At 69.3% G+C, this 25,773-nt stretch carries 27 protein-coding genes; 16 read left to right on the forward strand and 11 right to left on the reverse strand.

Going from position 1 to position 25,773, the window contains the following annotated elements:
- Genes gcl through ACWEOI_RS22085 form a run of 3 tightly spaced genes read left to right on the forward strand, consistent with a single transcriptional unit; the run spans position 1 to position 3,815 of the window.
- Entirely contained in the window at positions 1-1,779 is a 1,779-nt protein-coding gene (gcl, locus tag ACWEOI_RS22075; RefSeq protein ID WP_452360808.1) for a glyoxylate carboligase, read from the forward strand.
- Between the two features lie 9 nt (positions 1,780-1,788).
- Positions 1,789-2,961, forward strand: a complete 1,173-nt coding sequence (locus ACWEOI_RS22080) for a glycerate kinase (protein ID WP_452360809.1) — start codon at positions 1,789-1,791, stop codon at positions 2,959-2,961.
- The gene (locus ACWEOI_RS22085; protein ID WP_452360810.1) at positions 2,958-3,815 is read left to right on the forward strand and encodes a fumarylacetoacetate hydrolase family protein; all 858 of its coding nucleotides are present in this window, start codon (positions 2,958-2,960) and stop codon (positions 3,813-3,815) included. Before ACWEOI_RS22080 ends, ACWEOI_RS22085 begins: the two co-directional genes overlap by 4 nt.
- 125 nt (positions 3,816-3,940) lie before the next feature.
- Here the strand turns inward: ACWEOI_RS22085 and ACWEOI_RS22090 are convergent, their stop codons facing one another.
- On the reverse strand, positions 3,941-4,732 hold the full coding sequence (locus ACWEOI_RS22090) for a VOC family protein (RefSeq protein WP_452360811.1): 792 nt from the start codon (positions 4,730-4,732) through the stop codon (positions 3,941-3,943).
- Between the two features lie 225 nt (positions 4,733-4,957).
- On the opposite strand from ACWEOI_RS22090, the gene ACWEOI_RS22095 reads away from it, so the two are divergent.
- The 5 genes from ACWEOI_RS22095 (at position 4,958) to ACWEOI_RS22115 (ending at position 8,597) form a co-directional block, all read left to right on the forward strand.
- On the forward strand, positions 4,958-5,173 hold the full coding sequence (locus ACWEOI_RS22095; protein ID WP_452360812.1) for an MFS transporter: 216 nt from the start codon (positions 4,958-4,960) through the stop codon (positions 5,171-5,173).
- A 102-nt stretch (positions 5,174-5,275) separates the two neighbouring features.
- Positions 5,276-5,953: a VC0807 family protein gene (locus ACWEOI_RS22100; protein WP_452360813.1), complete on the forward strand. Its 678-nt coding sequence runs from the start codon at positions 5,276-5,278 to the stop codon at positions 5,951-5,953.
- Positions 5,946-6,605: a TMEM175 family protein gene (locus tag ACWEOI_RS22105; RefSeq protein ID WP_357278928.1), complete on the forward strand. Its 660-nt coding sequence runs from the start codon at positions 5,946-5,948 to the stop codon at positions 6,603-6,605. Before ACWEOI_RS22100 ends, ACWEOI_RS22105 begins: the two co-directional genes overlap by 8 nt.
- Before the next feature lie 37 nt (positions 6,606-6,642).
- The gene (locus ACWEOI_RS22110) at positions 6,643-7,143 is read left to right on the forward strand and encodes a VOC family protein (protein ID WP_452360814.1); all 501 of its coding nucleotides are present in this window, start codon (positions 6,643-6,645) and stop codon (positions 7,141-7,143) included.
- On the forward strand, positions 7,140-8,597 hold the full coding sequence (locus ACWEOI_RS22115; protein WP_452360815.1) for an FAD-binding protein: 1,458 nt from the start codon (positions 7,140-7,142) through the stop codon (positions 8,595-8,597). Before ACWEOI_RS22110 ends, ACWEOI_RS22115 begins: the two co-directional genes overlap by 4 nt.
- Here the strand turns inward: ACWEOI_RS22115 and ACWEOI_RS22120 are convergent.
- From ACWEOI_RS22120 to ACWEOI_RS22130, 3 genes are all read right to left on the reverse strand, one after another.
- Positions 8,573-9,760, reverse strand: coding sequence for a DUF4132 domain-containing protein (locus tag ACWEOI_RS22120; protein WP_452360816.1), 1,188 nt, complete (start codon positions 9,758-9,760; stop codon positions 8,573-8,575). The two genes, ACWEOI_RS22115 and ACWEOI_RS22120, sit on opposite strands and share 25 nt — an antisense overlap.
- Positions 9,761-9,812: 52 nt before the next feature.
- Positions 9,813-10,412, reverse strand: a complete 600-nt coding sequence (locus ACWEOI_RS22125; RefSeq protein ID WP_433667351.1) for a TetR family transcriptional regulator — start codon at positions 10,410-10,412, stop codon at positions 9,813-9,815.
- A gap of 154 nt (positions 10,413-10,566) precedes the next feature.
- Positions 10,567-11,187: a TetR/AcrR family transcriptional regulator gene (locus tag ACWEOI_RS22130; RefSeq protein WP_452360817.1), complete on the reverse strand. Its 621-nt coding sequence runs from the start codon at positions 11,185-11,187 to the stop codon at positions 10,567-10,569.
- Between the two features lie 76 nt (positions 11,188-11,263).
- On the opposite strand from ACWEOI_RS22130, the gene ACWEOI_RS22135 reads away from it, so the two are divergent.
- The 4 genes from ACWEOI_RS22135 to ACWEOI_RS22150 all read left to right on the forward strand — a co-directional run bounded on the left by ACWEOI_RS22135 (position 11,264) and on the right by ACWEOI_RS22150 (position 15,064).
- Positions 11,264-12,592 carry a DUF3533 domain-containing protein gene (locus ACWEOI_RS22135; RefSeq protein ID WP_452360818.1) on the forward strand — a complete coding sequence of 443 codons (1,329 nt, stop codon included), beginning with the start codon at positions 11,264-11,266 and terminating at the stop codon, positions 12,590-12,592.
- 98 nt (positions 12,593-12,690) lie between these two features.
- Positions 12,691-13,377 (forward strand): GAF and ANTAR domain-containing protein, encoded by a 687-nt coding sequence (locus ACWEOI_RS22140; RefSeq protein WP_452360819.1) that lies wholly within the window; start codon positions 12,691-12,693, stop codon positions 13,375-13,377.
- 113 nt (positions 13,378-13,490) lie between these two features.
- Positions 13,491-14,201: a GAF and ANTAR domain-containing protein gene (locus tag ACWEOI_RS22145; protein ID WP_452360820.1), complete on the forward strand. Its 711-nt coding sequence runs from the start codon at positions 13,491-13,493 to the stop codon at positions 14,199-14,201.
- Between the two features lie 218 nt (positions 14,202-14,419).
- The gene (locus ACWEOI_RS22150; protein WP_452360821.1) at positions 14,420-15,064 is read left to right on the forward strand and encodes a sigma-70 family RNA polymerase sigma factor; all 645 of its coding nucleotides are present in this window, start codon (positions 14,420-14,422) and stop codon (positions 15,062-15,064) included.
- Positions 15,065-15,087: 23 nt separating this feature from the next.
- On the opposite strand, the gene ACWEOI_RS22155 is transcribed toward ACWEOI_RS22150, so the two are convergent.
- The 6 genes from ACWEOI_RS22155 to ACWEOI_RS22180 form a co-directional block, all read right to left on the reverse strand.
- On the reverse strand, positions 15,088-16,638 hold the full coding sequence (locus ACWEOI_RS22155) for an MFS transporter (protein WP_452360822.1): 1,551 nt from the start codon (positions 16,636-16,638) through the stop codon (positions 15,088-15,090).
- A 99-nt stretch (positions 16,639-16,737) separates the two neighbouring features.
- Positions 16,738-17,130 carry a large conductance mechanosensitive channel protein MscL gene (gene mscL / locus ACWEOI_RS22160; protein WP_452360823.1) on the reverse strand — a complete coding sequence of 131 codons (393 nt, stop codon included), beginning with the start codon at positions 17,128-17,130 and terminating at the stop codon, positions 16,738-16,740.
- A 161-nt stretch (positions 17,131-17,291) separates the two neighbouring features.
- Complete coding sequence (locus tag ACWEOI_RS22165) at positions 17,292-18,872, reverse strand: BCCT family transporter (protein ID WP_452360824.1); 1,581 nt, start codon at positions 18,870-18,872, stop codon at positions 17,292-17,294.
- A 103-nt stretch (positions 18,873-18,975) separates the two neighbouring features.
- The gene (locus ACWEOI_RS22170) at positions 18,976-19,359 is read right to left on the reverse strand and encodes a hypothetical protein (protein ID WP_433667335.1); all 384 of its coding nucleotides are present in this window, start codon (positions 19,357-19,359) and stop codon (positions 18,976-18,978) included.
- Positions 19,360-19,539: 180 nt separating this feature from the next.
- On the reverse strand, positions 19,540-20,838 hold the full coding sequence (locus ACWEOI_RS22175) for a D-arabinono-1,4-lactone oxidase (RefSeq protein ID WP_452360825.1): 1,299 nt from the start codon (positions 20,836-20,838) through the stop codon (positions 19,540-19,542).
- 33 nt (positions 20,839-20,871) lie between these two features.
- Positions 20,872-21,546 (reverse strand): TetR family transcriptional regulator, encoded by a 675-nt coding sequence (locus ACWEOI_RS22180; RefSeq protein ID WP_433667331.1) that lies wholly within the window; start codon positions 21,544-21,546, stop codon positions 20,872-20,874.
- 117 nt (positions 21,547-21,663) lie between these two features.
- Here ACWEOI_RS22180 and ACWEOI_RS22185 point away from each other — a divergent pair, with 117 nt between their 5' ends.
- A complete protein-coding gene (locus ACWEOI_RS22185) occupies positions 21,664-23,172 on the forward strand; it encodes an MFS transporter (protein ID WP_433667329.1) in 1,509 nt (502 codons plus the stop codon).
- A 92-nt stretch (positions 23,173-23,264) separates the two neighbouring features.
- Here the strand turns inward: ACWEOI_RS22185 and ACWEOI_RS22190 are convergent, their stop codons facing one another.
- Entirely contained in the window at positions 23,265-24,437 is a 1,173-nt protein-coding gene (locus ACWEOI_RS22190; protein WP_452361061.1) for a lipase family protein, read from the reverse strand.
- A gap of 157 nt (positions 24,438-24,594) precedes the next feature.
- Between ACWEOI_RS22190 and ACWEOI_RS22195 the strand changes: the two genes are divergently transcribed.
- The 3 genes from ACWEOI_RS22195 to crcB are packed head-to-tail and all read left to right on the forward strand — an operon-like array spanning position 24,595 to position 25,738.
- A complete protein-coding gene (locus ACWEOI_RS22195) occupies positions 24,595-25,023 on the forward strand; it encodes a fluoride efflux transporter FluC (protein ID WP_452360826.1) in 429 nt (142 codons plus the stop codon).
- Complete coding sequence (locus tag ACWEOI_RS22200; RefSeq protein WP_433667325.1) at positions 25,020-25,379, forward strand: DUF190 domain-containing protein; 360 nt, start codon at positions 25,020-25,022, stop codon at positions 25,377-25,379. Before ACWEOI_RS22195 ends, ACWEOI_RS22200 begins: the two co-directional genes overlap by 4 nt.
- Positions 25,376-25,738 (forward strand): fluoride efflux transporter CrcB, encoded by a 363-nt coding sequence (gene crcB, locus ACWEOI_RS22205; protein WP_357086534.1) that lies wholly within the window; start codon positions 25,376-25,378, stop codon positions 25,736-25,738. Before ACWEOI_RS22200 ends, crcB begins: the two co-directional genes overlap by 4 nt.
- The last annotated feature ends 35 nt before the right edge of the window (positions 25,739-25,773 follow it).

Raw genomic sequence — 25,773 nt, forward strand, 5'->3', positions numbered from 1 at the left:
ATGGCGCGCATGCGCACCGTCGACGCGGCGGTCCTGATCCTGGAGAAGGAAGGGGCCACACAGGCTTTCGGCCTGCCCGGCGCCGCGATCAACCCCTTCTACAGCGCCATGAAGGCGCACGGCGGGATCAAGCACGTGCTGGCCCGCCACGTCGAGGCCGCCTCGCACATGGCCGAGGGCTACACCCGGGCCCGGCCCGGCAATATCGGTGTCTGCATCGGCACCTCGGGGCCCGCGGGCACCGACATGGTGACCGGCCTGTACGCCGCCTCCGCGGATTCCATTCCGATCCTGTGCATCACGGGCCAGGCGCCCGTGGCCAAGCTGCACAAGGAGGACTTCCAGGCCGTCGACATCGCCTCCATCGCCAAGCCGCTGGCCAAGTGGGCGCACACGGTGCTCGAGCCCGCGCAGGTGCCGGGCGCGTTCCAGAAGGCGTTCTGGCTCATGCGCGAAGGCCGTCCGGGCCCGGTGCTGCTGGACCTGCCGATCGACGTGCAGCTGGCCGAGATCGAGTTCGACATCGAGACCTACGAGCCGCTGCCGGTCGTGCGCCCCGCCGCCACCCCGGCGCAGGCCGCCAAGGTGCTGGCGATGCTCAACGCCGCGCAGCGTCCGCTGATCATCGCGGGCGGCGGCGTCATCAATGCCGACGCCGACGCGCTGCTGGTGAAGTTCGCCGAGCTGACCGGTGTTCCGGTCGTCCCGACCCTGATGGGCTGGGGTTCGATTCCGGACGACCACGAGCTGAACGCGGGCATGGTGGGTCTGCAGACCTCCCACATCTACGGCAACGAGTCGCTGCTGGCCGCGGACTTCGTGCTGGGCATCGGCAATCGGTGGGCCAACCGCCACACCGGTGCGCTCGACGTCTACACCAAGGACCGCACCTTCGTGCACGTCGACATCGAGCCGACCCAGATCGGCCGGGTCTTCGCGCCCGACTACGGGGTCGTCTCCGATGCCGGCGCCGCGCTGGAGCAGTTCATCGCGGTCGCCGAATCCCTCGACCAGGTGGGCGGTCTGACCGACCACCGCGCGTGGGTCGGGCAGGTGCGCGCCAAGCGCGCGACCGGTCAGCGCAAGACGCACTTCGAGAACGTGCCGCTGAAGCCGGCGCGCGTGTACGAGGAGATGAACAAGGCCTTCGGCCCAGAGACCCGCTACGTCACCACCATCGGTCTGTCGCAGATCCAGGCGTCGCAGATGCTGCACGTGTACAAGCCGCGGCACTGGATCAACGCCGGTCAGGCCGGGCCGCTGGGCTGGACCCTGCCCGCCGCGCTGGGTGTGGCCACCGCGGTCGGGGACGAGCCGGTGGTGGCGCTCTCGGGCGACTACGACTTCCAGTTCCTGATCGAGGAATTGGCCGTCGGCGCGCAGTTCAACATCCCGTACATCCATGTGCTGGTGAACAACTCGTACCTGGGCCTGATCCGTCAGGCGCAGCGGGCGTTCGACATGGACTACTACGTGCAGCTGGACTTCGAGAACATCAACTCGCCCGAGGTCAACGGCTACGGCGTGGACCACGTCAAGGTCGCGGAAGGCCTGGGCTGCAAAGCGATTCGCGTCTTCGAGCCGCAGGACATCGGTCCCGCGTTCGAGAAGGCCAAATCGCTGATGGCCGAGTACAAGGTGCCCGTCGTGGTCGAGTGCATTCTCGAGCGGGTCACCAACGTGTCCATGGGCGCGGCCGGGATCGACGCGATCACGGAGTTCGAGGAACTGGCCTCCGCCTTCGCGGACGCCCCGACCGCCACCGTTCCGCTGGACTAGAGGATTCCCATGGCTCGTGTGCTGATCGCCTCCGACAAGTTCAAGGGCTCGCTGACCGCGGCGCAGGTCGGGGCCGCCGTGCGAGCCGGAATCCGGCGCGGGCGACCCGACGCCTCGGTGGCGGTGGTGCCCGTCGCCGACGGCGGTGACGGCACCGTCGCCGCCGCCCTCGCGGCCGGGTTCGACGCGGTCCCGCTGACCGCGTCGGGCCCGACCGGGGAACCGGTGCTGACGGCCTACGCCCGCCGCGGCGACCTCGCCGTCGTGGAAATGGCCGACGTGTCGGGACTGGTGCGGCTGCCCGAAGGCCGTCCGCACCCCATGACCGCCACCAGCCGGGGCACCGGCGAGGTGATGGCGGCGGCGGTGGCGGCCGGCTGCCGCCGCATCGTGCTCGGGATCGGCGGCAGCGCCGGAACCGACGGCGGCGCAGGACTGTTGGAGGCGCTCGGCGCCCTGCTGCTGGACGACGAGGGGCGACCCATCGGCGACGGCGGGGCGGCGCTCACCCGGGTGCACTCCATCGACCTGACCGCCCTGCGTGAGCGGATGGACGGCGTCGAGGTCATCGTGGCCTGCGACGTCGACAATCCGCTCACCGGGCCCTCCGGGGCCGCCGCGGTCTACGGACCGCAGAAGGGCGCCGATCCGGCCCAGGTCGCCGAGTTGGACGCCGCGCTCGGGCAGTGGGCGCGACGGCTGGCCGACGAACTCGGGTCGGATCGGCGCGGCGTGGCGGGGGCCGGCGCCGCGGGGGGCGTCGGATTCGCCGCGCTCGCGGTGCTCGGCGCGACCCTGCGGCCCGGCATCGAATTGATGCTGGAACTGGTCGGTTTCGACGAACGGCTGGCCGGGGTGGACCTGGTCGTCACCGGTGAGGGCAAGCTCGACGAGCAGACCCTGCACGGCAAGGCGCCCGCCGGCGTCGCCGCGGCCGCGCGGGCGGCGGGGGTGCCCGTTGTCGCGGTGTGCGGCCGGAACACCTTGCCGCCCGAGCGTTTTCAGGCGGCCGGTTTCACGGCGGTGTACTCGCTGCTCGAGATCGAGCCCGACGAGCAGCGCTGCCTGAGCGCCGGGTTGATGTTGTTGCAGCAGTTGGGCGTTCGCATCGCGGACGAATATCTGCCGGGCGGCCGCCGCGTGACCGCCACGGTATCCGAGCAGTCCGGAGGCGACGCGTGAAACTCCTGCGAGTAGGACCCAAGGGGTCCGAGCGGCCCGCGGCCATCGACGATCACGGCGTGCTGCGCGACGTGTCCGCGGTGACCGCCGACGTCGACGGGACGCTGCTGGGCGATCCGATCGCGCTCGGCGCGATCCTCGGGGCGCTGGCCTCCGGCACGCTGCCCGAGGTGGATCCCGCCGCGCGTATCGGGGCGCCGATCACCCGGCCCGGCAAGGTGATCGGCGTCGGCCTCAACTACACCGACCACGCCGCCGCCATCGGCGCGGCCATCCCGGAACGGCCCGTCGTCTTCCTCAAGCCCGGCACCACGGTGAGCGGCCCCTACGACGCCATCGAACTGCCGCGCCACAGCGCCACCACCGACCACGAGGTGGAGCTGGGCGTGGTGATCGGCCGCCGCCTGCGTGACTGCCCCGACGCCGCCACCGCGCTGGGGGCGGTGGGCGGCTACGTCACCGCCAACGACGTCACCGAACGCGATGGCATCGCGGGCGAACCGACCTGGGTGAAGGGCAAGTCCTTCGACACCTTCACCCCCATCGGGCCGTGGCTGGTCACACCCGACGAGATCGCCGAGCCGCAGGCGCTGAGCCTGCAGTTGTGGGTGAACGGCGAACAGCGGCAGGCGGGTTCGACCGGCGACATGGTGGCCGGGGTCGGCGAGGTGCTGCGTTACCTGAGCACGCTGATGACCCTGGAACCCGGCGATCTGGTGCTCACCGGCACGCCCGCGGGCGTCGCGGTCGGCCGCCCGGAGCCGAAACCCTATCTGCGCGACGGCGATGTCGTCGTCGTGGAGGTGGCCGGACTGGGCCGGCAGCAGACCCTCGCCACCGGGGTGCGCGGCTGAACCCGCTGCGGTGACAGACTTCCCGCGACGACGCCGGACGCGCTGCTGGGGCGCTGACCACGTCGCCACGGGATGATTCGAACGGCCCGGTCGCTGTGGAGACCGGGCCGTTCGGCCTTTCCGGGTCAGGACTTGTTGCCGCCCAGGCTGAATCGCACACCCGCCGGATCGGCGACGGCCGCCAGCCGGCCGTACGGGGTGTCCTCCGGCGGGCGCACCACGCTGCCGCCCACCTCCTGCACCTTCCGCACCGACGCGTCCACATCCTCGACACCGAAGTAGACCGTCCAATAGCCGGGCACGCTCGGCGGCAGGAAGCCCGAGGAATCCATCACGCCACCCAGCATCGGGCTCACGGAATGGATGGTGGTGTAGCGGAATTCGGGGGTGTCGGCGATCGTGAACGGGTCCTGCCAGCCGAACGCCTCGCGGTAGAACTTCAGTGCGTCGTCATAGCCGCGGGTGTGCAGTTCGAACCATGACGGCGCACCCACATGGCCCTCCCAGTGCCCGTCGCCGACGAGGCCGCGCTGCTCGAAACCGGTCATGGCGCCCGGCTCCCACACCCCGATGCCGACGCCGCCGTTGTCGCCGAACACCCCGAACTTCCCGAGGTCGGACACCGGCATCACCGGCACCACGGTCATGCCGCCCGCCGCGGTCACCTTCTCGGCCGTCTTCTCGGCATCGGTGCTGGCCAGGTACACCATCCACTGGCTCGGGCCGCTCGAGCCGTCACTGGCCATCCCGCCCGCCACGGCCTTGCCGTCCTTGCGGAAGGTGATGTAGTTCCCGTGCTCCGGCGCGATCTCGGCCGTCCAGCCGAGCAATTCGCCGTAGAAGGCGATCGCGCCCTCGGGGTCGGTGGTGAAGATATCGGTCCAGATCGGATCGCCGGGCTGCGTTGTGTACGACATGGTCAACTCCTCGAATCGGTGTTCGCTCGGTGTTTCGGCCGCTGCGAATGGAGACGACGTTCGGCACCGGAAATCATCGCCGCCGCTCCCGCGCGAGGCGGGGATGGCGGGAAGCGGCGTGTCAGCCGGGACGACGGTCGACGCCCGCGGGTACGTTCGATGTGCTTGCCGCTCATTTGCTTCGGTCGTCGATCCGGGTAGGAGGCCGCATGAGTTCGGTCATCGATGACGCGCCCTTCACCTCCTTCCACGCACGGCTCGCGGTGGCGTGCTCGGGCGGGCCGCTGCTCGACGCGGCCGTGGTCGCTGGACCATCTCGGGATGGGGCCGACGTTCCTGTTCGCCGCGGTGGTCACCGCCATCGGTTTCCTGATCTGCCTGTGGGGCGCGCCCGAGACCAAGGGGCGCGATCTGGAAGCGGCGGCCACGGTCGCGGCATGACAACTGTCATGGCCGGGAGGTGATGGTTGGCAGATTCGGTGCGGCGGCGGTCTCCGTAGCGTCATTCCTGTAGCGCAGAAACCGATTACAGGAGTTCGCATCATGGCTGACAACACGCTCGCCGCGCCCGCCGCCCGGCCGAATGTGCTCCGCATGCTGGCCCCCACCCTCCGCGACATCGCGGTGCCGCTCGCCGCCTACTACGCCCTGCACGCCGCCGGCTACTCCGACTTCATCGCCCTGCTGGCGGGAGCGCTGTTCTCCGGCGCCGTGGTCCTGGTCGGCGTGATCCGGGCCCGCAAGATCGACGCCCTGGCCGCGCTCATCCTCGTGGGCTTCGCCTTCGGCATCGGATCCTCGGTGATCAGCGGCGATGCCCGGATGATCATCGTCCGGGACTCGGTCACCACCGCCGCGATCGGCCTGGCCTTCCTGATCAGCGCCCTGCTCGGCAAGCCCCTCACCTACGTCGCCGCCCGCAAGGGCCTCGCCGGAGCCCCCGAGCGACTGGCCCAGCTGGACCACAAGTTCCGCACCAACCCCGTGGTCCGTCGCCTGCTGAACCGGATCGCCGTCATGTGGGGTGTCGGCCTGATGGGCGAATCGGCCCTGCGGGTGGTGCTCGTCTACCGCCTGCCCATCCACACCATGACCTGGCTGTCGAGCGTCCTGATGATCGGCGTCACCGCCGTCATGGCCGTTATCACCGTGCGAACGGTCAAGCGCGTCAAGCGAATCGAGCCGACCGCCGAACCGGTCTACGCTGCGATGCATGAGTGAGGGATCGGTTCCGGAACGCACGCTCGCGGGAACCGCTCGGGTGGAAGCTTTCAGCGACGGGGTGATGGCGATTGCCATCACCCTGTTGATTTTGGAGATCCGGGTGCCCGAGCACGAGCCGGGGCGCTTGCTGCAGGCGCTCGGGCACATCTGGCCGTCGTATGTGGCGTATCTGGCGTCGTTCATGACGATCGGGGTGGTGTGGATGAACCACCACACCTTCTTCGGGCGGTTGCGGCGGATCGACCATGTGTTGCGGTGGTGGAATCTGCTTCTGCTGCTGGGGATTTCGCTGGTGCCGTTCCCGACCATGGTGGTGGCCGAGAACGTCGTGCACGGGACGCATCGGGACGCGGTGGTGGCGGTGGCGCTGTACGGGATCGTGGGGGTGCTGATGACCGTGCCGTGGGCGCCCATGTGGTGGCGGCTGGCGAAGCGGCCGGAGATGCTGAAGTCCGGGTTGGGGGCGGATTACGCGCGGCGGGAGAGCTGGCGGGCCTGGCCGGGAATTCTGGTCTACGCGGCCTGCATCGGGGTCGGATTCCTGTCGCCGATCGCGGCGTTGGTGCTGTATCTGCTGGTCGCGACATTCTACGGGCTGAGCAACAAGGGGTGGACCGCGCCGTCGGAAGCCGATCCGGACGACGAGTAGCCCTTGCCAAATTAAGCGATTGTGATTAACTGCCGAAGTGGACAGCACGAGCGTGGCCGATGGGCCCGTCACCCAGATCGCGTGGGTGGTCGAGGACATCGAGGCCGGGGAACGGTTCCTGACGACGACCATGGGCGTGAAGGGCTGGATGCGGATGCCCGACGTGCACTTCGGGCCCGAGAAATGCGTGTATCGCGGCGAGCCCGCCGACTTCACCGCGCACATCTCGCTCGGGTACAGCGGGGATATGCAGCTCGAACTCATCCAGCCGGTGAACGGGCGCTCCATCTACACCGAATTCCTCGAACGCGGGGGAGCGGGGCTGCACCACGTCTGCCTGGAGCCCCAGGACTTCGACGCCGCGCTGAAAGACGCCGAGGCCCGGGGGATTCCGGTGGTACAACAAGGCGATATGGGCGGGCAGATGCGGTTCGCCTACCTCGACGGCGCGGACTCGGGCGTGCCGTTCATCGAACTCGCGGAGATCGGGCCGAACATGCGGGCGTTCTTCGAGCAGATCAAGAAGGGTGCGCAGTGAGCACGCAGATTCCGGAAACCGTCGCGGCGGAGTCCGTTACCGAATGGTCCGACGAGGTCGACGTGGTGGTCGCCGGATTCGGCATCGCGGGTGGGTGCGCGGCGGTCGAGGCGGCCGCGCGCGGGGCCCGCGTGCTGGTGCTGGAACGCGCCGGGGTCGCGGGCGGGACCACGGCGCTCGCCGGCGGGCACTTCTACCTGGGCGGCGGCACCGCCGTGCAGCGGGCGACCGGGCACGAGGACTCGGTCGAGGAGATGTACAAGTACCTGCTGTCGGTGGCGCGGGATCCGGAACCGGCGAAGATCCGCGCCTACTGCGAAGGCAGCGTCGAGCACTTCGACTGGCTGGAGAGCCTCGGATTCGAGTTCGAGCGCAGCTACTACCCGGAGAAGGCGGTCATCCAGCCCGGTACGCAGGGGCTGATGTACACCGGCAACGAAAAGGTATGGCCCTACCGGGAACAGGCCGTGCCCGCGCCCCGGGGGCACAAGGTTCCGGTGCCCGGCGACACCCAGGGCGCGGCCATGATCATCGACCTGCTGGTGAAGCGGGCCGCCACGCTCGGGGTCGAGGTGCGTTACGAGACCGGCGTGACCAACCTGATCACCGACGCGGACGGCGCGGTGGTCGGGGTGGAGTGGAAGAGCCTCGGCAAAACCGGTGCGGTGAAAGCGAAGTCGGTGGTGCTGGCCGCCGGTGGCTTCGTCATGAACACCGACATGGTGGCCGAGCACGTGCCGTGGCTGACCGAGAAGCCGTTCGTGCTCGGGACGCCGTTCGACGACGGGCTGGGCATCCGGCTCGGAGTGTCGGCGGGCGGCGTGACCCGCATGATGGACCAGGCGTTCGTCACCGCGCCGGTCTATCCGCCGTCGAAGCTGCTGACCGGAATCGTGGTGAACCACAAGGGCGAACGGTTCGTCGCCGAGGACTCCTACCACGCGCGCACCTCCGCGTATGTGCTCGATCAGCCCGGCGCGGTCGCCTACCTGATCGTCGACTCCGAGCACATGGAACGGCCCATGTTCCCGCTCGCGCCGTTCATCGACGGCTGGGAGACCGTGGACGAGATGGCCGCCGCGCTCGGAATCCCCGCCGAGACACTGCGATCCACGCTCGACCGGTACAACGAGAACGCGGCTCGCGGCGAGGACCCGGACTTCCACAAGGCCGCCGAATGGCTGCAACCGCAGGACCAGGGGCCGTGGGCGGCCTTCGACCTGACCCTCGGCAAGGCGCTCTACGCGGGCTTCACCCTCGGCGGGCTGCGCACCTCGGTCGACTCGGAGGTGCTGCGGGACAACGGATCACCCATCCCAGGCCTGTACGCGGCGGGCGCGACCGCCTCCACCCTGGCCCAGGACGGCAAGGGCTACTCCAGCGGCACCCAGCTCGGCGCGGGCTCGTTCTTCGGCCGCCGCGCCGGACGTCACGCCGCCAGCCGCTCCAACTGACGGATCAGCTCCGAGGCGGTCACGGCGTCGAGCGCATCGAACGTGCCGCCCCGGAGCTCCACCGAGAGCACCCGCTGCAGCTCGGGCTCGTCGCGGAAACCGCCTTCGAGCCCGGGATCCAGCGTGACGATCACCTCCCGGACCGGTCCGAACCGGCGGGTGAGGACCTCCCGCGACACCTGCCAGCCCAGCTGTTGCAGACCGAACACCCGATCCGTGCGAATCGACCGATCGCTGAAGCGGGACAGGCGATTCGACTCCGCGTCCTCCGTCGTGAGCAGGTTGATCGGCCGTTCCAGCTGCTCGAACGGCTGCCGTAACCGATTGTCGTCGAACAGGTCCCGCCAGGCCGCGAGCGTCGCACCGAGCTGGATCGGGTGAGCCACGCCCACCAACGCTTGATCCGCCAGTTCGACCGGCTCGCCCTCGACGGTGCGCGGCACGCGGTCCTCGTCCACCCGGAACGCCCCCGTCACCTCGCCGCGGGCATCGAAGACCGCCCACACCAGCAGCCGCGCGGCCGGCCCGAGCGCGGGATCCTCGAGCACCAAGCGCCGATGCGCGGCGGCCCGCCACCGCCTGCCGTCCACCATGGCCGCCTCGAGCCGCCGAATCTGGTCGGTCGTCACCGACTTCGGCTCCAGCGCGACCCGTGCCGCTCCCTCGGACGCGCTCCCCAGACGTTCCCGCACCCGGACGCGCAGCGCCTCGGCGGCGGGCTCGACTTCTTCCCCGGGCTCGGTCACCCGCAGCCAGGCCGTCATCCGTCCCGCACGCGGATCGGGTTCCTCGACCCGCACCCCGCATCGGGCCTCCGCGACCTCGGTCGCGAACGCGTGCCCGAATTCGACCATCCAGCTGTCGACGAACCGATCGATGAACTCCTGCTCCCGCCGCACCCCCGTGCGATAGGCGACCGCCGCGTACTGCGCGATGGCGAACGCCACCGCCGCCCCCGCCGCCGTCCCCGCCCGCTCCGGCGCCGCCACGTATCCGGCTGCGGCATCGGCGAGTTGATCCAGCCCATCCACCCGCGCGGCCGTCAGCACCGTCTCCACCGCCCGCCGATGCCGCCGCAACAGCTTGCGCACAGCCTCGGTCGCCTGCGGATCGGCCCAGCGCCGCTCCTCGTCGGTCATGCCGGAGATCTTGCCGCCCGACACCGACAGATCCCCGTGCCCCGCGGCGCGAACTTCCGCGCCCGCGGTGTGATCGTTAGTCCGCGTCGCGGGCGATGAGGGCGACCGTCATGGGGACCAGAACCTCCACCAGGGACCGGACGGGCGGGCGGGGGTCCGACAGCAGCCATTCGTGGGCGAGGCCGTTGATCGCGCCGATGAGGGCGCTGGTGGCGAGTTCGGGGGTGCCGCGGAGGGAGGCGGAGTCCCCGGCCAGGGGCTGCACGGCCAGGCGCAGGGTGTCGCCCCACAGGTGGCGGCGGGCGCGGCGGTGCTGTTCCATGCGTTCGCTGACGCCGACGACCTCGACGAAGGCCACCTTGGCGCGGAACGGGTCGGCGCCGATGGAGTCGAGGAAGGCCGACAGGGCCTGGGTCACGGTCTCGGTCGGGTCCGGGTCGGGGCCCATGGCGCTCAACGCGGTGGCGAGGGCGGCCGCCGACTGGTCCTGGATCTGGTCGTAGGCCGCGACCAGTACGTCCTCACGGGTCTGGAATTCCTCGTAGAACTGCCGTTTGGACAGTCCGGCCGCGGCGCACACATCGGCCAGCGAACAGTTGGCGTAGCCGCGCTCGCCGAAGATTCGGATGGCCGCGTCGAGGAAACGCTGCCGGCGCTCGGCTTTTCGTTCGGTCACGGCGCGTCCGCCGTACTGCCTGCCTTCGATCGTCACTGTCGTTTCTCGATCGTCACGCCTGAAAGGTTACGGGTGCGGAGGCCACCGATTTCGGGGGCGGCGGCGCGGTGCCGAGTTCGGTGAACCGCGCGTCAGCGTCGCGGACGCAAATATTTCAGCGTCGCGGACGCAAACCGTTCAGCATGTGGGTGACCATCTCGTCGAAGAGTCCGTCCGCCTCCGCGGCGTCGACCAGCCCCGACCCGAGGATCGAGGCCAGCCCCTGCAGCGCCGCCACCGCCGACAGGCAGATGCGCCGCGGCTCTCCCGGCACCACCTCCCCGAGCGCCTGCGCGTCGGTGACCATCTCGATCGGCACGGTGAACGCGCGTTCCGCGGCCTTCCCGATGGCCGGGGTCGGGCTGTTCTTGCGGGCGAACATGAGCGCCAGCAGTTCCGGATTGTCGATGGCGAACCGCAGATAGGCGTGGGCCATGGCGCGCAGGCGTTCCAGGAAGGTGCCCGCGGCCGCCGCCTTCTCGAATTCCGCGCCGAGCCGCTCGAATCCGGCGACCGTCAGCGCGTCCAGCAGCGCCTGCTTGTCGCGGAAGTGCCGGGCGGGCGCGGCGTGGCTGACCCCGGTGTCGCGGGCCAGCTGCCGCAGCGACAGGCGTTCGATCCCGTCGCCGCGCAGGGTCTCCTCGGCGCGGCGGAGGAGTTCGGCGCGCAGGTCCCCGTGGTGGTAGGAACGGGCGCGCTCGACCACCTCCCGGGCCTTGCGCTTGGTGATGCTCATGGTGAGAGCAGGATATCGGACACACTCGGGGATGTTGGCGTTGACTACTTTGTTGTCGCTGCCTACATTCGTGCCCATGGCTAATGAGAACCCGGTCCAGCGCGCCGTGCCGCTGCGCGGCTGGATCGGCCCGATGATGGTGCTCGGCCTGCTCGCGGCCCTGATCGGCACCATGTACCTCGGCTACACCTCCGACCCGGAGAAGAACCTGCACGACTTCCCGGTCGCCCTGGTCAATCAGGACGTGGGCGACGTGATGGACGGCCGCACCGTCAATATCGGCGACCAGATCGCCGCCGCGCTCACCGAGCGCATCCCCGCCGACAAGATCGACCTGCGCGTGGTCGGCATCGGCGAGGCCCGCCAGCAGCTGAGCAACGGCCAGGTCTACGGCGCCATCATCATTCCCGGCGACTTCACCAAGCGGTTGTCGATCCTCGCCGCGGCCTCGGTGGTGCCCGGCGACGTGGAACGGCCGGTCATCACCGTGCAGACCAATCCGCGCGCGGGCACCTACGCCTCCTCGATCACCCAGCGCATCGCCGATCGGGCCATGGCGCAGGTCAATTCGACGGTCGGCGCGCAGCTCACCGACCAGGTGAAGGCCAAGCTCGCGCCGCAGCCGGGCGCGCCCGCCACCGAATTGTCCGGCGCGGCACGGTTGCAGCTGGCCCAGCCCATCGACGTGGTCACCAGCCCGTACCGGCCGCTCCCGGCGGGCACCGGGCAGGGCCTGTCCGCGTTCTTCTACACCCTGGTCCTGCTGTTCGCGGGCTTCAGCGGCGCGATGATCATCCACTCCATGATCGACAATGTGCTCGGTTACGTCCCGGCCGAATACGGCCCGTGGTTCCGCGCCCCCGAGCCCGCCGCGATCAGCCGCTGGCGCACGCTGCTGGTGAAGTGGGCCATCGCCGCGATCACCGCGCCGTTCCTCTCCGGCATGTTCATGGGCATCGCGCGGATATTCGGCATGCCCATCGACCAACCGCTGCCGCTGTTCCTCTACGGCACGCTGGCCATCATCGCGGTGTCGGTCACCGGGCTGTCGGTGCTGGCCGCCTTCGGCACCGCGGGCCTGCTGATCAATATGATCGTGTTCGTGGTGCTGGGCCTGCCCTCGTCCTCGGGCTCGATTCCGGTGGAAGCGATTCCGCGCTGGATCGCCTCCCTGTCGAGCTTCGAACCGATGCACCAGATCTATCTGTCGGTGCGCGCCATCCTGTTCTTCGACGGCCACCTCGAGGCCGGACTCGGCACCGGCATCTGGATGACGCTGTTCGGGCTGGCCTTCGGGCTGGTGCTCGGCGCGGTCGCCACGCACCTGTACGACCTGCGCGGCCTGTACCGGCTCGGCGTGCCGCACCGGCCGGTCGCGGTCGCCGTTAGCGCTGACCCACAGTGACTTTCGGCCCTGTTCGTTGTCGAGCTGTGACGGAGATACTGGCCTCGGGCACCGAATAACTCATCGCCGAGCGATGATTGTGGGGCGGTTCGATGGTGATGGCTTCGTCGCAGTTCGATCAGCTGACAGGACAGTTCCTGCGCGCTGTGCGCGACGCGGGCGGCGGATTGAACGCGGTGTGCGCCGCGTGCGTCCGGGTGCTACCGGTGCGCCGCGCCGCCATCGTGCTCGAGGAACGCGACGCGGGCATGCAACCCTGGTGCGCCAGTGACGAATTCGCTGAAGAGGTGGAGCGGGCGCAGGCGACGGCGGGGGAGGGCCCGGCGGTCACGGCGGTGGCCGACGGGGTGCCGGTGGTGGTCACCGATCTGAGCGCCGACTGCGAGCACTGGCCCGGCTTCGCCGAAGCCCTCTCCGGTACCCCGGTATCGGGCTCGCTGTTCGCGGTGCCCTTGCGGCTGGGCGCGATTCGGCTCGGCGCGGTCGACCTGTATCGCGAATCCGTCGGGCCTCCCGGGCCGCGGCTGCTGTCGGCGGCGCTGCACATCGCCGATCTGGTGACCGCCAGCCTGGTGCTGGCCACCGGCGACGACGCCCAGCAGTGGGCACAGCCGTTGTCCAGCCGATGGATTCACCAGGCGGCCGGCATGACCAGCGCACAACTCGGCATCGAGATCCCCGACGCCTACGCCCGCCTGCGCGGATACGCCTTCACCCATGGACTTTCGCTGGTGGAGGTGGCACGGCGGGTGGTGGAGCGCAACATTCGGATCGAGGCCGAATGAGCGCAACTGTTCCGCGACACCCCGCCCGGCAAATACCATGGGCTGACGGCAAGAGCGGCACAGGAATACTTTCGTGGCGGGCGCCCGGCGTTCGCTGATGCGGGGTGAATGCGGTGTCCGACAGTGAGTTGCTGGTGACGGTGCTGGCCAGATTCGCGCGGCTGCTGCCGGCGGCGAGCGAACTGCCCCAGATTCTGGACGAGTTGATGCGCAGCGCCATCGATGTGCTGGAACCGGGCGGGGTGACGGTGGCGCTGTCCGCCCCACTACGAGGCGACCGGTCCGAACTCTTCACCGGTATCCCCGAGGACCTCCTGGACCTCGAGGTCTGCCAGCGCGACCACGACCGCGGACCCGGCGTGGTCGCGCACGCCTGCGGAGCGCCGGTGACCGTCACCGATATCGGCAGCTACGGCGACCTGTGGCCGGAGTACACGACCCTGGCCGGGCAGCACCGGATCGCCTCGGTCGCCGCCGTCCCCATGCGTCTGGACGCCGCCGAAGCCGGTGTGCTGAGCCTGTATTCGCGCGAGGCCCGGCACTGGACCGGCCAGGACCTGTCGGTGGCGACGCTGCTGGCGGGCATGGCCGCCGGGCACATCGTCACCGCGAATCTGGTGCGCCGCCACCAGCGGGTGACCGAGCAGCTCCAGCACGCGCTGACCACCCGCATCGTGGTGGAACAGGCCAAGGGCGTGCTCGCCCACGCCCACCACACCACCCCCGACGCGGCGTTCGAGTTGATCCGCGCGCACGCCCGCCGCAATCGGGTGACGGTGCACGCGGTCGCGCACGGCATCGTCGCACTGGGGCTGCGGATCTGATCCGCTCCCGGTTCGGCCGGGTTTGCCGGGATGACGTCCGGTTGATCGGATCGGTGCGGGAATCGGCCCCCGGGGCGTAGCCTGGATTCTTGGCGGAACCGAAAGCCCCTGTCCCCGGCCGGTTTCCGCATTGGCCGTCCCAGTCCTCGACGGCTCGTTTCGACATATCCGTATCCGGACACCGTCGATCCGCTCGCTTCGTCGACCTGGGGGCAATCGTGAATTCGTCACGTGCACCACATCGTTCCGCTGCCCACCCGGCAGTCCGTCCGTCATCGGCCCACCCCGTCCGACCCTCGACCGTCCCTGCCCGCCGCACCCGGCGCGGCAGCGAGTTCGACAGCCTCGTCCGCCGCATCGCCGAGCACGACCGCGCCGCCTACGAGGAGCTCTACCGCCGCACCCGCGGCCTCATCTACTCCCGCGTCCTGAACATCCTGTACGACACCGGATATGCCGAGGAAACCTGTCACGAGGTCTACCTCCAGGTCTGGCGCAGCGCCCCGAACTTCGACCCGGCCCGCGGCAATGCGCTGACCTGGCTCACCACCCTGGCACACCATCAGGCGGTGGACCGGGTCCGGCGCGAGCGCAGCGCGGCCGGGCACGAACACCGCTGGGGCGTCGGCGATTACCGCCCCGCCATCGATGTGGTGGCCGAGGAGATCCTGCGCCGCCAGGAGCAGCGCGCAATCCGCCGCGGCCTGTCCACCCTCACCCCCAATCAGCGTGAGTCGGTGGTGCTGGCGTTCTACGGCGGGCTCACCTACCCGCAGGTCGCGGACCGGCTGGGGATCGGCCTGCCCGCCGTGAAGGCCCGCATCCGCTCCGGCCTCGCGCAACTGAAAGTCGCACTGGCGTAACCGCATACAGCCCGGGGGAAGGGTCAGTGCGCGGCGGTCGCCTTGAAGCCGCGCGGAACCAGGATCACGGTGAGCACCGCGACCGCGCCCACCAGCCCCGTGGAGATCCAGGAGGTGGTGGTGAGCGCCGCGTCGTAGGCGTGCTGGGCGATGCGCAGCACCTCGTCGCCGGCGGGTCCCCCGATCCGCTCGGCGACGTGGGCCGCGCCGCCCACCGAGCCCTGCGCCTCGGTCAGATCGTCGCCGTGCAGCGGCAATCCGGTCATGTGGCCGGTGAACAAACGGCCGTGGATGCTGCCCAGCAGCGCCACGCCCAGACCGATGCCCAACTCGTAGTTGGTCTCCTCGACCGCGCCCGCCTGCCCGGCGCGCTCGGCGGGCACCGAGGCCACCAGAACCGCTGCGGCCGTGGTGATCGCGATGCCGTCACCGATGCCCAGGCACAGCAGGACCAGGGCGACGATCGGGTAGGTGGTGTCGGGAATCGCGGCCAGCACCGCGAAACCCGCTGCCAGCGCGCCCAATCCGAAACCCATCAGCGCGCGCACGCCCACGCGCCGCATGAGCCAGGGGGTGGCCAGCGAACCGAACAGGGTGGCCAGCGCCGCGGGCAGGGTGCGCATACCGGCTTCCGACGGCGAGTAGCCGTGAATGTATTGCAGCCACAAGGAGATCAGGAACAGGGCCGCGCCGATCGCCAGCATGGCGAGCAGGGTGGCGAGCGCCGCGGCGGTGAAGGCGCGATTGCGGAACAACCGCACATCCAGCAGCGGGTCGGGCGACTTCGACTGCCGGTAGGCGAACAGCCCCAGCAGGAGCACCGACGACACCATGATGATCAGATCGACCGGGGCCGGATTGCCCCGGGCCACATGCTTGATGCCCCACGCCAGCGCCACGATGCCCAGCACCGACATCGCCGCGCCGGCCCAGTCCAGGCGGCCCTGCTGCGGGGCCCGGTACTCCGGCAGCAGCCACAGTCCCGCGGCCACGGTGAGGATCACCACGGGCACATTGAGCCAGAAGGCCGCCGACCAGCCGAACGCTTCCACCAGATGGCCGCCGACCAGCGGTCCGATGGCCGCGCCGCCACCGGCCACCGAGGCCCAGATGCCGATGGCCAGGGTGCGTTCGTGGTCATCGGTGAAGATATTGCGGATCAGCGAGAGCGTGGACGGCATCACCATGGCCCCGCCGACGCCGAGCAGCGCGCGGCCCGCGATGAGCTGGGCGGGGGAGTGCGCGGTCGCCGCGATCACCGAGGCGACGCCGAAGAGCAGGAAGCCGAGCAGGAACAGCAGTCTCCGCCCGTACCGGTCGCCGATCGCGCCGCAGGTGATCAGCAGACCGCCCAGCACCAGGCCGTAGAGGTCGACGATCCACAGCTGCTCCATGGGCGTGGGCGCCATGTGATCGATGAGCGAGGGCAGCGCAACATTGAGGATGGTCGCGTCCATCGCCACCAGCAGCAGGCTCGCGCAGAGCACGGCGAGCATGGCCCACCGGCTCGCCGGTGCGGGCCGCACCGGGTCCGCCAGATCCCTCGCCTGTTCCCGGGGTGGAATGCGGCCCACAGTTCCCGCCTCCTCGACTAGACCTCTGTCCGGTTGTTGGCAACAACCTGGCTAAGCCTAGTTGAGGCGCCGAGTGGAACCCTGGCTCGACCGTGGGAACTACCGGCCGGCGTTCTGCTTGGCGAGCAGGTCGCGGATCTCGGTGAGCAGCTCCAGCTCGGTCGCCACCTTCTCCTCCTCGGCCTTCGTGAAACGGCTCTTGAGGGTGTTCATCGGCAGGATGAGCACGAAGTAGAGCACCGCCGCGACGCACAGGAAGTTGATGCCCGCGCTGATGATCGGCCCGAGGGCGACGAAGGTGGACGGCTTGTCGGCCAGCAGCTGGAAGCCCAGACCGAACTCCTTGTTGCCGCCGAGGGTGGCGAGCAGCGGCTCGATCACGCCCTTGGTCACCGAGGTGACGATGGCGGTGAAGGCGGTGCCCATGACCACGGCCACCGCGAGGTCGATGACATTGCCCCTCATCAGGAAGTCTTTGAAGCCTTTGAGCATGATGCGCGCAGTTCCAATCCGAGACGTTTTCGTTATGTTCCGGATGGGAGTTTAAATGCTGGTCGGGGCCTCGTGTGCACACGGCGCACCCCCCTTGACGCGCATCACTCCGATTCGCCGGAAGGGTGCTGGCACACAGTCGGCAAATCGGAGGGTCCGAATCAGCTCCCGCGACCCGGCGTCGAGCTCGCGTGATCGGCCCGGAAGGTCTTCACCAGCGCCACGCACATGGCCAGCAACACCACGCTGAACGGCAACGCGATCAGGATCGCCACCGTCTGCAAGGTGGTCAGCGCGGCCGTGCCGGTGCCGCTGGCCACCAGCAGCGCCGCCGCCACCGCGCCCTGCGCGGTGGTCCAGAAGGCGCGACTCCAGGTCGGGGGCTCCGGATTGCCGCCCGAGGACAGCATGTTCACCACCAGCGCCCCCGAATCCGCCGAGGTGACGAAGAACAGCACGATCACCAGGATCGCCAGCCCCGCGGTGATCGATCCGCCGGGCAGGGTGTTCAGCAGCTCGAACAGCGCGCTGTCGCGATCGGGCCCGTCCGGCCCGACCAGCCCGCCGCCGCCGAACATCTCGCGGTGCAGGCCCGCCCCGCCGAACACCGCGAACCACACGAAGGTCAGCAGCGTCGGCACCAGCAGCACCCCGGCCACGAACTCCCGCACCGTGCGCCCGCGCGAGATGCGCGCGATGAACACGCCCACGAACGGGGCCCAGGAAATCCACCAGCCCCAATAGAAGACGGTCCACTGCCGGGTCCAGGCCGTCCCGGTGGGGCCTTCGGTCGCGCCGGTGTACATGCTGATCCGCGGCAGCGACTGCAGATACTGGCCCAGGTTCTGCACCAGAGCGTCGACGATGAACAGCGTCGGCCCGACGATCAGCACGAACAGCATCAGCGCGCCCGCAACGCCCATATTGAGCTGGGACAGCAGTTTGATGCCCTTGTCCACTCCGGTCACCACCGACACCGTGGCCAGCGCGGTGACCGCCACGACCAGCGTCACCTGCAGGCCCTTGCCCGGTTCGTGCAGCCAGCCCTGATGATTCAGCCCGGCCGAGATCTGCAGCACGCCCAGCCCCAGTGAGGTCGCCACACCGAAGACGGTGCCGATCACCGCCACCACGTCGATGACATCCCCGCGCCAGCCCCGGACCTTGTCGCCCGCGATCGATTCCAGCGACCAGCGGATCGACACCGGCCGGGCCTTGCGGTGGATCGAGTACGCGATGGCCAGCCCGACCACCACGTAGATGGCCCACGGGTGGATGCCCCAGTGCAGGAACGTCTGCACCATGGCCGAATCCGCGCGCTGCGCCGGGGTGGACCCGACCCCGGGGCGCGGGTCCTCGTAGTGGAACAACGGTTCGGCCACGCCCCAGAACACCAGGCCGATCCCCATGCCCGCCGCGAACAGCATGGAAAGCCAAGCGCCGATGGAGTATTCGGCCTTCTCGCCGTCCTCACCCAGGGTGATGTCGCCGAACCGGCCCAGTCCCAGCCAGATCGCGAACACCACGAACAGGCTCACGATCAGGATGTAGTACCAGCCGAAGCCGCCGATCACATTGTCCTGCAGCGTTTTCGCCTGCCGGGCCGCGGTGTCGCGGAAGACGATGGCGTACACGGTGAACGCGGTCACCACGATCGCGGAGGGCCAGAACACCCGGGGAGCCACGGCCACTCGATGATGGGCCGGAACCGTCTCGGTCGAGGTATGGCGGGTTGTGCTCACCTGGGGTGCCCCCTGCGGTCGTCGTCTGCTGCGATCTACCTGCCGAACACATGCGAACACCCCCGGTTCCGGGCCGTGTGGCCCGGAACCGAGGGTGACTGAACTACTTTCCGGCCCTGTTCTTCAGCGCGGTGACGATCTCGTTGACCGCGGCCAGCACGTCCTGTGCGGCGTGGTCGAGGTTGGCCCGCACCTGTTCGAGGGTGGCCTGGAAGTCCTCGGGGGTGATCTTGTCGGCGAAGGACTTCGCCATATCGGCGAGGTCGGCGGCCGCGGTCTGAGCTCGATCGGCCAGTTCGGCGGCGGCGCCGCTGGCGCGTTCGGCCAGCTGCCCGGTCGCCGCCCCGGCCCGCTCGCGCAGGTCGGCGGCGGTGACCCCGAGATCGGTGGTCAGGTCGTCGGCGGTGGTGCGCAGGTCGTCTGCCAGGCGTTCGGTCGCGTCCTCGAACTTCGACACGCCGTCGCCGAGATCGTCGTTGGTCGGCATGATCGGACCCCTACTTCGATCCGCGGTCGAGCATCCCCTTGACCTTGTCGGTCAAGCCGCCCGGCTCGTCGCCGTCGCTGAAAGAACTCATCGGAACCTCCTACGTGGGTGGTCACGCCCGGAAGAGCAGCGATCTTTCAGCAATCGATACTAGTCGGTTTGTCCTAGGCTGGGGCGTACTCAGTTCACCGGGCCCAGGACGCGTTCGATGTAGGCGTTGGTGAACCGGCCCTTGGGGTCGAAACGGCGGCGCACCTCGGCGAAGCGGTCCCACTCCGGGTAGCGCTCACGCAGCGTCTCGGCGGTCTGGAAGTGCCGCTTGCCCCAGTGCGGGCGGCCGTTGTAGCGGTCGAAAACGCGTTCGCAGGCGCGGAAATACGGCTCGTAGTTCATGCCCTCGTACTGGTGCACCGCGATGTAGCAGGTCTCGCGGCCGCCGGCGGGGGACAGGAAGGCGTCGTCGGGGGCGACCCAGCGCACCTCGATCGGCATCGGGGTGTCGAAATGCTTGGCCACCTCCTTGATCTCGCGGATGGCGTCGATCGAATGCTCGCGCGGGATGGCGTATTCCATCTCGGTGAAGCGGAACAGGCGGGGGCTGGCGAAGACCTTGTAGGAGCGTTCGACCTGGCGGCGGTAGCTGCCCGCGTAGGCGGCGCTGCGCTGGACCATCGGGATCAGGCTCGGGCGCCACCGGGTGAGTTTGCACAGCGCGTCGAAGGTGTAGTTGGTCATGAGGATGTCGGAGAACCAGTCGACCGCCTTGCCGCGCGGTTGCTCGGCCAGGTCGACCCGATTGTTGCGCTTGGTCATGGCCAGCGGGCTGTGCGCGAACATGTAGAACTCGAAGTGCTCGTTGCCCTCGACGAAGGTGTCCAGATCGGCCAGCACGTCCTCGACCGGGACCGGCCGCTCGACGCCCTCGAGCACGAACGACGGCACCATCTGCAGCGTCACGGCCGTGACCACGCCCAGCGCACCGACATTCACGCGCGCGGCGCGCCAGCCGTCGGGGTCGGTCTGCTCGTTGAGCTCGACCCGGCTGCCGTCGGCCAGCATGAGCTCCACCGAATGCAGTGCGGCGGAGAGGTTCTGCAGCTTGGATCCGGTCCCGTGGGTACCGGTCGCGGTGGCGCCGGCGATCGACTGCACGTCGATGTCGCCGAGATTGGGGAAGGCCAGGCCCAGCGGGTGCAGCGCGTTGCTGGCGGCGTTGAGGGTGATGCCGGCCTCGGCGCGGACCAGGCCGGTGGCGCGGTCCACGTGCAGGATCTTGTCGAGCTGGTTCAGCCGCATGAGCGTGCCGTCGGTGAGCACGGTCTCGGTGAAGGAATGTCCGGATCCGGCGACCCGGACGGTGTGGCCGTTCGCTTCGGCCTGAGCGAGTACTGCCGCGACGTCCTCGGGCGAGCTCGGTTCGGCGATGGACGCCGGGGTACAGCTCTGATCCCCGGCCCAGTTCACCCAAGAGTTGGTCATGCGACCAACTTTAAACCGCCAGTGTGATGCGCGCTACCGTTTGCGCGGGTTGAAGGCAGCCGCCTTCGCTCGCTCGACCTCGTCCTCGGACAGCGGAGGCTGCGTGAGCGGCAGGCGAGGCACGCTGTCGCCGCGCACGCCATTGAGAATCACCGCCATGTAGCGCTCCCACACTTCGGGATTGACCGGGCGTGCGAAGCCCGCGATGCCGTCGACCATGTTCACCATGGCGAAGAAATCGGCCGGTTCGATGTCGGGCTGCAGCACGCCCGCGTCCTTGGCGCGCGCGATGACCGCCTGCATGCCGGGCCGGATCTGATCCTTCATGCACACGAAGCGGTCCATGCTGTCGTGCAGTTCGAGGATCACCTCGCTGAAACCCCGGTTGGCGGCGACGTGCCGGCAGGAGTACTCGAACAGGTCGGTCAGGCCCGCCCAGGGATCCGGGTGGTGCAGCGCCACGTTCACGGCCTCGGCCAGTTCGGTGACCATCTGCTCGAAGACCTCGGAGATGAGCTCCTGCTTGTTGGCGAAGCGGCGGTAGACCGTGCCGACGCCGACGCCCGCCCGCTCGGCCACATCGTCGAGGGTGACGTCCAGCCCGCGATCGGCGAACAGCTCGCGGGCGGCCGCGATGATGCGCTGCTGATTGCGGGCGGCGTCCGCGCGCAGACGCCGAGGTGGGGGCGCGGTGGTGACGTGATTCACAGGCTAATCCTATCAGCAATCGGGATTATCCGGAGGAGTTATCTCCGTTTAGCTGGTAGCTTGATCGGAAAGCGGAGATGGTTTCTCCACTAAGTTTAGGGGACGAGGACACCAACCATGACTACAGCGCTCGAGAAAGAGGTCACAGCCCCGGCTGCGACCGAGGACAAGGCAGAGCGGCGCGGATCGCACGCCCTGCGCTGGTGGGTGCTCGCCGTACTCGGCGTCGCCCAGTTGATGGTCGTGCTCGACGCGACCGTCGTGAACATCGCGCTCCCGCACGCGCAGGCCGATCTCGGCTTCTCCAACGGCGACCGGCAGTGGGTCATCACCGGCTACGCGCTGGCCTTCGGCTCGCTGCTGCTGCTCGGCGGACGGCTCTCCGACCTGTTCGGCCGTCGCACCACCTTCATCACCGGTCTGATCGGCTTCGCGGTCGCCTCCGCGGTCGGCGGCGCGGCCGGCAACTTCGAGGTGCTGGTCGGCTCCCGCGTCGCGCAGGGCGTGTTCGCCGCGCTGCTCGCGCCCGCCGCGCTCTCGCTGCTGACCGTCACCTTCACCGAACCCGCCGAGCGCGCAAAGGCATTCGGCATCTTCGGCGCCATCGCCGGTGCGGGCGGCGCGCTCGGCCTGCTGCTGGGCGGCGCGCTCACCGAATGGGCCTCGTGGCGCTGGGTGATGTACGTGAACCTGGTCTTCGCGGCCGTCGCGCTGGTCGGCGCGATCCTGCTGCTGGCCAAGCACACCGCCACCACCCGCCCCAAGCTCGACCTGCCCGGCACGGTGACCGTGACCGCCGCGCTGTTCGGCATCGTCTACGGCTTCTCGCACGCCGAATCCGACGGCTGGACCAACGGCGTCACCCTGGCCTTCCTGATCGGCGGCGTCGCGCTGCTGGGCGTGTTCGTGTGGCTGGAACAGCGCGTCGCGCACCCGCTGCTGCCGCTGCGCGTGGTGCTGGACCGCACCCGCGGCGCGTCCTACGTCGCCGTGTTCACCATCGGCATCGGCATGTTCGCCATGTTCCTGTTCCTCACCTACTACATGCAGCAGCAGCTGGGGTACTCGCCGATCCGCACCGGCGTCGCGTTCCTGCCGATGGTCGCGGGCATGGTCGCCGCCTCCACCACCGTGCCCGCGCTGCTCATCCCGCGGGTGGGCCCGAAGGTGACCGTGGTGACCGGATTCCTGCTCGCCACACTGGGAATGGCGCTGCTGACCCGCATCGGCGTGGACACCGGCTACGCGAGCCACATCCTGCCGAGCCTGCTGCTGATGGGTCTGGGCCTGGGTATGGCGATGTCCACCGCCTTCAGCGGCGCGACCGCCGGCGTGGAGCACGCCGACGCCGGCGTCGCCTCGGCCATGGTGAACACCAGCCAGCAGGTCGGCGGCTCGATCGGCACCGCGCTGCTCAGCACGCTGGCCGCGACCTCGTTCAACGACTATGTGGCCGGGCACGTTCCGCCGTCGCCGCGGGTGCTGGCCGAGGCGGCCGTGCAGAGCTACACCACCACCTTCTGGTGGGCCGCCGCGATCTTCGTGGTCGGCGCGGTGGTCACCGGGCTGATCATGCCGAACAAGGTACCGGTCCCCGCCGAGGGCGAACCCGTTCTCGCGCACTGAGATCCGAACCCCTGGACATCGTGGTCCAACCATGAAAGCGGCCCCGCTCGCCGATCCGAGCGGGGCCGCTTCGTTTTCCTTACTTACCGCGATCAGCGGCAGTTGGAGGGCGGGGCCAGGCCCGCGAACCGGTCGGACAGATAGTTCATGGCGTTGAGCGTGCCGGGGAAGATGGCGGTGCCGTGGTCCGCGCCCGGGATGACGTCGAACTGGACCGGCGTCCCGGCGGCGCAGTAGCGGCCCGCGGTGTACTGGGCCAGATCCAGCGGCACCTGGTCGTTGCCGCCGTGCCATTCGTAGAGCGGCTGGCGGATCAGCTCGGGCACGATCTCGAGCGCGTTCTCGCGCAGGGTGCGGATCAGCGCCGGGTCGTTCTCCTGGCCCGGGTTGAAGACCTCGCCGACGCTGTGGTTGGCGCCGACCGAAATGATGTCGTCCACACAGGAATTGGCGATCCGGTCACGCATCCAGAAGCCGTACGGCGTGAGTGAGCTGTCGAGCTGCATCTCGTCGGGGTACTCGCGTTCCATGCCCGTGGCCACCGCGAAGCCGAGTCCGAACAGCGGCTGCGGGGTGTTCCCGGCCTGGATGGCCAGCTTGCCCGGATTGACCGGTACGCCACCGGTGGCGACGCCGACGATCGGCAGCTCCGGCGCGTAGTCGGGCGCGAGGGCGGCCGCGAATCCGGTGGCCATCGCGCCGCCGGAGTATCCGGCCAGGCCGACCGGTCCGACGCCCAGGCCGGCGGGCGCGAACCGCTGGACCGCGCGGATCCCGTCCAGGGTGATCTGGCCGCCCATGCGGGCCGCGCCGTAGGCGCTGTCCGGCCCGAGATGATCGGGCACCGCGATCGCCCAGCCCTTGGCCAGCAGCAGCGGGAACGCCGACGACTCCCTCAGGCTCCCGTCGAACAGGCTGTGCGACGGCGCGCATTGCAGGCCCAGGGAATTCACGAACGGCTGATACGACAGCAGCGGGCGCGGCCCGGGGCCGGGGGAGATCAGCGTGGTCACCGCGGCGATGGGCGCGCCGGTGGAATTGGTGGAGCGGAACAGGATCTGCCACACCGTCGCCCCGGGGAACGGGTGGACGGGCACCTGGCGGGAGTTCAGCACGTCGCCGTTCTGGGCGGCGTCGAGATTCCCTGCGGCGTAGTAGAACCCGTCCGGATCTGGGACGGGGAAGATCGCCCCGGCGTGCGCCGCAGGCGCGGCCGCCATGACGGCCACCAGGACCGTGGCGATTCCGAAGCTCTGGACCAGCATCTTTCCGATCGACTGGCGCACCGCCAACTTGGCTCTCCTCGAGGCCGATGGGACAACTCCGGGCAAGCCGCACTATCCTCGCAGTTCCGGGCTGTTGTTCGGGCTCAGCAACACGCCAGACAGCGGCGATTGGGCCAGGCACATCGAAGGGAGGGTGATGGCGGCGAACACCGCGGGCGTCGACGTCGCCCTGCTCGGCGTCATCGCCCTGGGCGGCGCGATCGGGGCGGAGGCGCGCTACGGGGTGGGCCTCCTGCTGCCGCCGCGCGGTCCGATCCCCTGGCACACCTTGGCGGTCAACGTGATCGGTTGCTTGCTCATCGGGGTACTCATGGTCTGCATCACCGAGATCTGGGCGGCACACCGGCTGTTGCGGCCGTTCCTCGGGGTCGGTGTGCTGGGCGGATTCACCACCATGTCCACATACGCCGGGGAAGTTCGTACACTGCTCGAATCGGGCCGAATCGGCTACGGGCTCGGCTACCTCGGGGGGACGGTGGTGACCGGGCTGATCGCGGTCGTGCTGGGCGTGGGTGCGACACGATGGATATCGGGAACGGCGCGACGATTGGGGGCAGGACGATGAGCACGGAGTCCGACACCGACGCGGTCCGGCGGTGGATACCGGCGTCGCGGCTGACGGTGCTGCTCGGCGAGGACGACACCTATCGGCATCGGCCCCGCTACCACGAGATCGTGCGGCGTGCCCGGGATGCCGGATTGGTCGGGGCGAGCGTGTGGCGCGGCGTCGAGGGGTACGGGGTGTCCTCCCAGATCCACACCACCCGACTGCTCGATCTGGCCGAGCGGCTGCCGGTGATGGTGATGATCATCGACGACACCGACCGGTTGCGTTCTTTCGTGGAAACCAATGCGGACCTGCTGGATTCACTGACCGTCGCACTCTCGCCCGTCGAGGTCTTCGACGGGGTGCGGCGGTGACCGCGCTGGCGGTGATCCTCGGCGCGCTGCTCGGTGCGCCCGCCCGATATCTGGTGGATCGCGCGTTGGCCCTTCGATTCGATAGTGTTCTCCCCCTGGGCACACTGACGGTGAACATGGGCGGTTCGGCGTTGCTGGGCGCGTTGATCGGTGCGGGAGCAAACCATTGGCTCTTCGCGGCCGCGGGAACGGGCTTCTGCGGCGCACTGACCACGTTCAGTACGTTCGGATACGAAACGGTTCGATTGGCCGAGGAGGGCGCTTACAGCTATGCGGTGGCGAACGTCGTGATCGGCGTCGGCGCGAGCCTGGCCGCGGCCTACCTCGGTGTCCAACTCGGGCAGTGGGTACGGCCGTGATCCTGATGACCAGCCGGGCGCAGGCGATACGGAAG

This window comes from Nocardia sp. NPDC004340 (assembly GCF_053602575.1).